This is a genomic window from Pseudomonas putida, from assembly GCF_002906855.1.
Classification (GTDB): Bacteria; Pseudomonadota; Gammaproteobacteria; order Pseudomonadales; family Pseudomonadaceae; genus Aquipseudomonas; species Aquipseudomonas putida_N.
In genome coordinates, this window is record NZ_MINI01000028.1 from 2,547,122 (window position 1) to 2,555,348 (window position 8,227).

At 62.0% G+C, this 8,227-nt stretch carries 9 protein-coding genes and 3 pseudogenes; 3 read left to right on the forward strand and 9 right to left on the reverse strand.

Features of this window, described 5'->3' with window-relative positions; genetic code table 11:
* Positions 1-158 precede the first annotated feature (158 nt).
* From BGP85_RS12290 to phnC, 9 genes and pseudogenes are all read right to left on the reverse strand, one after another.
* On the reverse strand, positions 159-1,280 hold the full coding sequence (locus tag BGP85_RS12290) for a rhodanese-like domain-containing protein (RefSeq protein WP_232881381.1): 1,122 nt from the start codon (positions 1,278-1,280) through the stop codon (positions 159-161).
* Positions 1,183-1,542, reverse strand: a complete 360-nt coding sequence (locus tag BGP85_RS29265; protein WP_230357762.1) for an MBL fold metallo-hydrolase — start codon at positions 1,540-1,542, stop codon at positions 1,183-1,185. Before BGP85_RS29265 ends, BGP85_RS12290 begins: the two co-directional genes overlap by 98 nt.
* Positions 1,543-1,615: 73 nt before the next feature.
* A pseudogene (locus tag BGP85_RS12295) lies at positions 1,616-2,083 on the reverse strand (methyltransferase domain-containing protein); the annotation flags it as partial.
* A gap of 1 nt (position 2,084) precedes the next feature.
* A pseudogene (locus BGP85_RS12300) lies at positions 2,085-2,393 on the reverse strand (IS5/IS1182 family transposase); the annotation flags it as partial.
* Between the two features lie 107 nt (positions 2,394-2,500).
* Complete coding sequence (locus BGP85_RS12305) at positions 2,501-3,370, reverse strand: LysR family transcriptional regulator (RefSeq protein WP_010466239.1); 870 nt, start codon at positions 3,368-3,370, stop codon at positions 2,501-2,503.
* Positions 3,364-4,374 carry a phosphonate dehydrogenase PtxD gene (gene ptxD, locus BGP85_RS12310; protein WP_094867759.1) on the reverse strand — a complete coding sequence of 337 codons (1,011 nt, stop codon included), beginning with the start codon at positions 4,372-4,374 and terminating at the stop codon, positions 3,364-3,366. Before ptxD ends, BGP85_RS12305 begins: the two co-directional genes overlap by 7 nt.
* An 8-nt stretch (positions 4,375-4,382) precedes the next feature.
* On the reverse strand, positions 4,383-5,210 hold the full coding sequence (gene phnE / locus BGP85_RS12315) for a phosphonate ABC transporter, permease protein PhnE (protein ID WP_003118430.1): 828 nt from the start codon (positions 5,208-5,210) through the stop codon (positions 4,383-4,385).
* An 8-nt stretch (positions 5,211-5,218) separates the two neighbouring features.
* Positions 5,219-6,082, reverse strand: a complete 864-nt coding sequence (gene phnD / locus BGP85_RS12320) for a phosphate/phosphite/phosphonate ABC transporter substrate-binding protein (protein ID WP_070087027.1) — start codon at positions 6,080-6,082, stop codon at positions 5,219-5,221.
* Positions 6,079-6,906: a phosphonate ABC transporter ATP-binding protein gene (gene phnC / locus BGP85_RS12325; protein ID WP_070087028.1), complete on the reverse strand. Its 828-nt coding sequence runs from the start codon at positions 6,904-6,906 to the stop codon at positions 6,079-6,081. The genes phnD and phnC overlap by 4 nt, the downstream gene beginning before the upstream one ends.
* Before the next feature lie 427 nt (positions 6,907-7,333).
* Here phnC and BGP85_RS12330 point away from each other — a divergent pair, with 427 nt between their 5' ends.
* The 3 genes and pseudogenes from BGP85_RS12330 to BGP85_RS29575 all read left to right on the forward strand — a co-directional run.
* A complete protein-coding gene (locus BGP85_RS12330) occupies positions 7,334-7,576 on the forward strand; it encodes a hypothetical protein (protein ID WP_103446245.1) in 243 nt (80 codons plus the stop codon).
* Positions 7,577-7,634: 58 nt separating this feature from the next.
* Positions 7,635-8,069: a LexA family protein gene (locus tag BGP85_RS12335; RefSeq protein WP_070087030.1), complete on the forward strand. Its 435-nt coding sequence runs from the start codon at positions 7,635-7,637 to the stop codon at positions 8,067-8,069.
* Positions 8,050-8,181: pseudogene (locus tag BGP85_RS29575) on the forward strand (Y-family DNA polymerase); the annotation flags it as partial. The gene BGP85_RS12335 and the pseudogene BGP85_RS29575, both read left to right, overlap by 20 nt.
* Between the last annotated feature and the right edge of the window lie 46 nt (positions 8,182-8,227).

Genomic DNA, 8,227 nt, shown 5'->3' on the forward strand with positions numbered 1-8,227 from the left:
GGGAAAGGCCGCTGGCCGTTATCCACCCTGCGCATCGGGTGATCGACGGGGCGTAGGGTGGATAACGGCGCAGCCTTATCCGGCAGTACCTGTGCCTCTGGCCGGTGGAAAAAGCGATTGGCCATTCTTCAGCTGATGCGGATCGTGCCGCGGCGAATTCAGCGCTGCGCCACCGGCAGGTCATGCTTGCGCCAGGCGGCCCAGGAACCGGGCACGTTGGCGACCCGGTTGAAGCCGTGGCGCTTGAGCAGGCTCGCGGCAATCGAGGCGCGATAGCCGCTGCCGCAATAGACCGCGACGATGCCGTCCCGGTCCAGCTGCTCGAGATGCTGCGGCAGGTGCGCGACGAAGGCATGCCGCGCGCCGGGCACGCGGCCCTGCGCAACCTCCTCGGGGGAGCGCACGTCGAGTACCTGGACCTCGGGGTCGCCGCGCCGGCGGTCGAGTTCGTGCACCGTCCACTGCATGACGCACGCCAGCGGCAGGCCGGCGTTCTGCCAGTCGGTCATGCCGTTGCGCAGGTAGCCGGCGACCTGGTCGAGGCCGATGCGATAGAGCTGCAGCGTCGCCTGGTGGACCTCCACACTGTCCTCGCCGATCAGGTAGATCGGTCGCTGGTCGTCGAGCATCCAGCCGGCCCAGCTGGCGAACTCGTCGCGCAGCGCGATGTTCAGCGCACCCGGCACATGGCCGCCGCCGAAGGCGAGGATCGAGCGCACATCCACCAGCTGCACGGCATCGTGATCGGCGGTGCGCTGGCGGAACTCCTCCGGCGCCAACGGCGGTGGCAGCGCCGGGCCATGCAGGCGTTCGAGCGGGCGCGCGTTGAGCTGCTTGAGCCGCGCATAGTGGCGCGGCGGCTCGGGCATGCCGTCGAGCAGCCAGTCGACAAACTCCTGCTCGGTGCGGCGCTGGTTCAGCGCCGGGTTGAACAGCAATTCGTTGCCGAGGGTGGAGTGGCGACGGTCACCGATGGATTTGCCGCAGGCCGAGCCGGCGCCGTGGCAGGGGTAGATCTCGATGCGTTCGCCGAGCGGCAGGTAGCGGGTGAACAGCGTGGCGTAGAGCTGCGCTGCCAGCTGCTTGGTGCTGTCCTCGCCGAGCAGGTCGGGGCGGCCGACGTCGAGGTTGAACAGCGTATCGCCGGTGAACAGCGCGAAGGGCGCTTCGCCCTGCTGGCTGTCACGTAGCAGCAGCGAGATGTGCTCGGGGGTGTGGCCTGGCGAGTGCAGCACTTCCAGGCTGACCTGACCCAGTTCCAGCACCTCGCCGTCGTCCACCTGACGCAGCCCGAAGGCGTAGTCCGCCGATGATCTCGGCGCCGCAGCGTTCGGCCAGCGCCTGGGCGCCGGAAACGAAGTCGGCGTGGATGTGCGTCTCGATGGCATAGGCGATGCGCAGGCCCTTGTCGCGCGCCAGGTCGAGGTAGACCTCGACGTCGCGCCGCGGATCGATCACCGCGGCGACGGCGGCCTTGCTGTCGCCCACCAGATAGGAAATCTGCGCCAGACCTTCGGTGTAGATCGACTCGAATACCAGCATGCGTGTGCCTCCGTAATCCGTGAGGGTTACGGATGTGAGCGCCGGTTGGCCGCCGGCGTTCAATCGCAGCGGGTCACTTGCGGACCAGCAGCACCCCGGATTCCATGTGGTGGGTGTAGGGGAACTGGTCGAACAGCGCGCAGCGTTCGATGCGGTGGGTGTCGGCCAGCTGGGCGATGTTCTGCGCCAGGGTTTCCGGGTTGCAGGAGATGTAGAGGATGCGCTCGAAGCGACGGGTCAGTTCGCAGGTGTCCGGGTCCATGCCGGCGCGCGGTGGGTCGACGAAGACGCTGCCGAAATCGTAGCGCTTCAGGTCGATATCGGCGAGGCGGCGGAACGGCCGCACCTCGTTCAGCGCCTGGGTCAGCTCCTCGGCGGAGAGGCGCACCAGCTCGATGTTGTCGATGCCGTTGTCAGCGATATTGGCCAGCGCCGCGTTGACCGAGGTCTTGCTGATCTCGGTGGCCAGCACGCGACGCACGCGGGTGGCCAGCGGCAGAGTGAAGTTGCCGTTGCCGCAGTACAGCTCCAGCAGGTCGTCGAATGGTGGTTTCGTCGGGGATGCGCTCCAGGTTCAGCCCGGCAAACTGGCGCAGGATCGTGGTTTCGTACAGCGCTTCCTCCATCGCTGGATCGCTGTAGCCGAACCAGTTCTGCAGCAGATGCACACGCAGCATCGCCATCAACGGGTAGGCCGGACGGCCACCTTCACCCTTCGGATAATGTGGCTCGATCAAAGCAATCAAGCCCTTCCACGGCACCACCCGATCCATCTCGATCAGGAACAACTCCTTGCGGGTTTGCTTGCGCTTGCCAGCGTACTCGGCGTCGGCGAAGGTCATCTGCTTCATCGGGAAACTCGGTGGGTGGGGTCGCGGTATTTTGCCAAATCAGAAAGTCTTTTTCAGAGTTTCCCTAGGCTGACAAGCCAAGCGCTGGATCGCAACCATCCATCACCTTATCCAGCTAGATCTGCCTCCTCCAATAAGTGCCGCACAAATCCCGGCGGGTGCAGATTTCCGGGAGGTTTGCGCCAGATCAGTTGGAGACGCTTTTCAAGCCCCGGGATGGGAAGAGCTACCAGCGCGCCACTGCGAACTTCGTCTTGTACTGCGGAAGCCATCACCAACGACACGCCGAGTCCCGCCCTCACTGCTTGTTTGACTGCCTCGGTGCTGCCTAGCTGCATACCGCTGCGAGGCACGCCCAGTTCGCCAAAGTATTCGGTCAGAAGCCGTCCGGTACCGCTACCCGGTTCACCTCCCAGCATCGGCAGGTCCACCAGACGATCACGTTCTATGCACCCTGCTTCAGCCAGCGCATGGTCGGGGCTGACGATAAGCACCAGCGGCTCGACCCGCCAGAGGCGGTGTTCGAAGTCGGGGTGAGGTAGCCACCATTCCATGATCGCGGCGTCGAGCTGGCCCGCCAGTAGCTGGTCGGCCACATCCGGGTTGGCGGCGATGCGCAGATCCACCTCGCCCCTCTCATTTGCGGTCGTCAGATAGTTGCGCACGAATGGCTGGAGAAGGTAGGTGCCGATGTTGGAGCTGGCCCCGACGCGCTCACGATTGCCATGCAGGGCTTCTAGCGCCCGGGCGTGCATGTCGAGCAAGGCGGTCGCATGCGGCATGAAGGCCAGCGCCCGTGTGGTAGGCTGGCAGCCGCTACGACTGCGCTGCACCAGCGTTACGCCGACCTGCTCTTCAAGCTTCTGCAAGTGCTGCGACACCGTCGGCTGGGCCAGCCCCAACGCCCTCGCCGCGCTCTGAAAACTGCCTGTTTGAACGATCGCTACCAGGCTCTTCAGCCAGACCGGATTCAACATGCGGCAGGCTCGGCCTTGGGCAGACGGTTCGCAGCGTTGATTGGGCGCGCACCTGCCAATACCTGGATGATGTTCTGCGCTGCACAACGTTCAATCTCCAGGCGCACCGCGCGCACTGCCGACCCTATGTGCGGAGTGAACAGCGTATTCGGATGCGCGAGCAGCGCAGGATCGATCAGCCGCGGCCGGTCCGCGCGAGCCCAGTCTTCCATTTCGAATACATCCGCCGCATACCCGCCGAGCTGGCCTCGCTCAAGCGCCGCGAGCACGGCGGCTTCATCCACTACCGAACCACGACAGGGGTTTACAAGCAGAGCGCCCGGCCGTACGAGGGCAAGCAGCTCGGCGTTGACCAGATGCTGGGTATCGGCATTCAAGGGAAGCGCCAGCAGGATGAAGTCCGAGCTGGCGAAGAGTTCGCTGCACGCCACCTGGCGCAGGCCGAGCCGTTGCTCGGTTTGTGTATCCAGAGCCTTCGCCTCGTGGTACTGCAGGGTCGCGCCCCATCCCTGCAAGCGATCAGCCATGGCCAGTCCGATGGCGCCCATGCCAAGGATGCCGACCGTAGCGTTATCCAGCCCCGTGCCGTAGAACTGTGGTTGCCAGCCCTGGAACTCGCCAGAGCGGACGAACGCATCTGCTGCCCGCAGATGCCGCCCCAGCCCCACCGCCAGTCCGATCGCCAGCTCGGCAGTCGGGACGGTCAACAGATCAGGCACGAAGGTCAGCCAGACCCCGCGGGCAGTACAGGCGTCCACATCGAAATTGTCGAAGCCCTTGAGCGCGCAGCCGACTACACGCAGCTCAGGGCAGGCTTGAAGAAAGTCTGCATCGACCCGATCGGGCATGAACACCATCATCGCCTGAGCATCGCGGCAGCGGCGCAGAATTTCCTCGCGCGTCAGCGTGCTGTCGGTCTGGTTGGTCATCAGCTCGCAATGTGGCGCCAGCAGTTGCAGGATCTCATCGTGTACTCGGTGAGTTATAACGAGTTTCGGCAGCATGGTTTGTCCTATTTGAAATGTTTGCGCAGCACGCCACTGAAGGCGTCTACTAGCGTGACCATGGCCAGGATGACCAGCAGGATTGCTGCAACCTCCTGGTACTGCATGATGCGCAGCGAGCCCATGAGTTCGAAGCCGATACCGCCGGCGCCAACCATGCCCATCACGGTGGAGGCGCGAAAGTTGTATTCCCAGCGGTAGATCGCCACGTCGGCGAACTGCGGCGTCACCTGTGGCAAAACCGCGTGCAGCAGCACTTGCATCGGCGTAGCCCCCGCCGCCCGAGCGGCTTCCACCGGCGCTTCGTCGACGTGCTCGATGGCCTCGGCGAAGAACTTGCCGACCATGCCGACCGAATGCAGACCCAGGGCAAGCACGCCCGGCAAGGCGCCGAACCCTACGGCTGCAACGAAGATGATGCCCATGATCAGCTCCGGCACCGACCGCAGGGCATTGAGCAGCACCCGGGCAACACCGAACACAAGGGGGTGCGGCGCCGTATTGCGCGCTGCAACGAAGGCCACCACCAGCGAGAACACCACTGCGATGGCCGTACCGGCGATGCTCATCGCCAAGGTGTCGATCAAGGGGCGAATCCAGCTTCGATAGCCCGAAAAGTCTGGCGGCATGGCCTCGCCTGCCAGGGTCGCGATGGAGGGCAGCCCGTTCAGCAGCGTGGTGGCATCGAGCAGCCCCACGTACCAGCAGGCCAACAGCACCACTCCGAATACAATCGCCACCTGCCCCAGCTGGCGCCACCAACCGAGGCCAAAGCCTCGAAGGATGTGCTCGCGTTGCTCTGCAGGCAGCGCCTGCACGTCGTAATGAGAAGACATATCGGTGCTCACATCGTGGCGAAGTCGAGGCCGAGCAGCGATCCCATGTTGCGGATCACATCGTAGTCGGCGTCGGTGATTGGCGCGAAGGCCTCGGCCTTGAAGTTGCGCAGCACTTCGGGATCGTCGATACCGACGAATACATCCCGCACCTTGGTTTTCAGCTCGGGGCTCAGGTTCGAGCGCATCGCCCAGGGGTACTGGGGGTATTCGCCGCTGTAACCAAGTACTTTCACCTTGCTCGGATCGATCAGGCCACGTTCGGCTGCGTGATTGAAAATTACCTCCGACAGCCCACCCGCATCGGCGTTGCCGTTCGCCACGTTGACGGCAACGGCGTCATGCGTGCCCACAAAATGTTGTTCGTAGTCCTGCCCACCCGTCAAATCGGCCGTCTCAAGAAGCACGGTTTTGGGAATCAAATGGCTGGACGTCGATGCCCGGTCACCATAGGCCATTCTCTTGCCCTTAAGGTCGGCATACTCATTCACGCCTGACGCCACATTGGCGATAATCACCGAGCGATAGGTCGGCTTGCCGTCGATGACCATGGCAGCGAAGGGCTCGATGTCGCTTTTGCTTTTGGCCATGACGTAGGACAGCGGACCGAAATACGCCAGGTCGATACGGCCAAAGCGCAGCGCCTCAATCATCGAGGAATAGTCGGTGGTTACGATCAGCTGCACCTTCTTGTCCAGATGCTCTTCCAGATAATCCTTCAGCGGCTGGTTACGCTTGATCAGCTCGGAGGCGTTTTCGTCCGGCAGCAGGGCAACCTTTAGCACATCCGGATCGGCATCGGCCGCTAGGGCGGACAAACTTGAAACAGCGGACAGCAAGCAAGTCAATAAGAGCGCGGATAAGCGTTTCATCGGGACATCTCCTGTGAAGGTTCGAGCATGACAGGTGGTTCAGCCGGAGCATTCGCTGGCTGAGTCGTAGAGCGGCCTGCATAGATGCGCTCAAGCTGCGCATCGGTGAGTTCCGAGGGCGCGGCATCGAAAACGATCTGAGAATCGGCCAGCCCGACGACGCGATCGGCGAAGCGGCGGGCATATTCGAGTTGATGCAGCGAAACGATGGCGGTGATGCCGTCTTCCTTGCAGATGTCGCGCAGCAATCCGAGAACACGGACCGAAGTGGCCGGGTCGAGACTGGCTACCGGCTCATCGGCCAGAATGATCGCCGGCTGTTGCGCTAGCGCACGCGCGATGCCTACCCGCTGCTGCTGGCCACCGGACAGTTTGTCCACCCGGCTTAGCGCCTTGTCTGCCAGACCGACCCGAGCGAGGCAACTGAGCGCAATCTCCTGATCGGCACGCGGCAGAGGAAACAGCGAGCGGAGCGTGTTGTGAAAGGCCAGCCGACCGGTCAGCACATTAGCCAGTGCGCTTTGACGTTCGATTAGCTGGTGGTGCTGAAAGATCATGGCGGTACGCCGACGATGCTGACGCAAGGCCGAGCCGCTGCCGAGTTCACCGAGTTCGCTGGTGACACTGCCGCCAGTGGGCGTGACGAGTCGATTGAGACTACGGAGCAAGGTCGACTTGCCTGCGCCCGAGAGACCAAGCAGCACGGTGAACTCACCACGCCGAAATGCAATCGAGGTATCGCGTAGGGCTGTCACGCCGCCTGGATAGACGACGCTCAACCGGTCGACCCGCAGCACGGCGTCCTGTATCGGATGGGGCGTCATTTGTTCACCTTTCGCAATATTGCTGGCCGCACAATTGCGGTTCGCGATGCAAAGGGTAGAAATTCCTTGTTACCGCACTGCTTCTAAAGAATGACATTTCGATGAATACTTCGAATCTGCCGTAGCGGGGCGGCAAGCGAAGCCGTGGAAGAACGGGCGCAACGTAGCGTCTTTCTTCACGCGGGATACAGGAGGCTTTGATTGATACTGCTGCGGATTCGCTACAGTAACGTTGGGCCAGAACGTAATGCCATCCAAGCAAGAGAGCGCACACTAGGGAAACTCTGAAGAAGACTTCCAGATTTTGGCAAAATACCCGGATTCCACCCACCGAGTTTCCCGATGAAGCAGATGACCTTCGCCGACGCCGAGTACGCCGCGTCGGATTGGTTCTGCAGCTTCTAATCAAGCTTCGCCAGGACAAGCCATGGCGACGACATTGATCGAGGAGCTGGCCATTTGGGATGTAGAGATTGAGCAGCTGACCTCGGCCGGCGACATAGCATTCCGCTATGGCGCGCTCCGTGCGCATCTCGACACCCTCTATCGCCTTGATCTCATTGACGACGCGGAGCGCCGGGAAAGACAGGAGCTGGCCGACGCCGCTTATGCTTATGCTTATGCAATCGATACGGCGCTGAGCCCTGGATCCGGAGACCGAATGCTCTAGAAATTTGAGTGCCGGGCGCGTTACTGTATATGCGTACAGTTACAGTGAAGTGCCGTTTATGCGTCTCCGAAGGTGTACCGACGTCGAAACAAACATTCTGGTAAGCGTCCTTTCCGGAACGGTCCAGGGAGGCTTCCCAAGCCCTGCTGCGGACTACTACGAACCACCGATATCGCTCGACGTGCTGCTGAACCTCCGAGCCCCTCATATCTGGTTGGCCGAGACCGAAGGCGACAGCATGTCCGGTATTGGCATCTACCACGGCACATTGCTCGTGATCGACCGGTCACTCGACGCAGAGGTGGGCGACATCGTCGTCGTTTATGTGAACAACCAGCCGATCGTTAAGCGATTAGATCTGGTCAACGGCTGCAAGGTCTTGTCTTCGGAGAATCCCCTGTACCCCCCTATCACTGTCGGTGAGTTCGAAGAGGTCGACACCTTCGGCATCGTCATCTGGAGTTTCAACCGTCATGGTCGACGTAGCCGGTAAACCCCGCCCCTCCTTTGCGCTTATCGACTGTAATAACTGCTTTGCCTCGGTGGAGGTGCTTTTCCGGCCAGAGCTTAGGGGACGGCCTGTCGTCGTTTTATCCAATAACGATCTGAGGGGTGGGAATCGTTAGTAAATCCTGTAGAGTCCGCGCCACC

Bases quoted from the DNA above. Each gene is read 5' to 3' on its own strand.
- BGP85_RS12335 (WP_070087030.1), top strand. From the start codon at position 7,635: ATGCGTCTCCGAAGGTGTACCGACGTCGAAACAAACATTCTGGTAAGC.
- phnC (WP_070087028.1), bottom strand. From the start codon at position 6,906: ATGACGCCCCATCCGATACAGGACGCCGTGCTGCGGGTCGACCGGTTG.
- ptxD (WP_094867759.1), bottom strand. From the start codon at position 4,374: ATGCTGCCGAAACTCGTTATAACTCACCGAGTACACGATGAGATCCTG.
- BGP85_RS12305 (WP_010466239.1), bottom strand. From the start codon at position 3,370: ATGTTGAATCCGGTCTGGCTGAAGAGCCTGGTAGCGATCGTTCAAACA.
- phnD (WP_070087027.1), bottom strand. From the start codon at position 6,082: ATGAAACGCTTATCCGCGCTCTTATTGACTTGCTTGCTGTCCGCTGTT.
- BGP85_RS29265 (WP_230357762.1), bottom strand. From the start codon at position 1,542: ATGCTGGTATTCGAGTCGATCTACACCGAAGGTCTGGCGCAGATTTCC.
- phnE (WP_003118430.1), bottom strand. From the start codon at position 5,210: ATGTCTTCTCATTACGACGTGCAGGCGCTGCCTGCAGAGCAACGCGAG.
- BGP85_RS12330 (WP_103446245.1), top strand. From the start codon at position 7,334: ATGGCGACGACATTGATCGAGGAGCTGGCCATTTGGGATGTAGAGATT.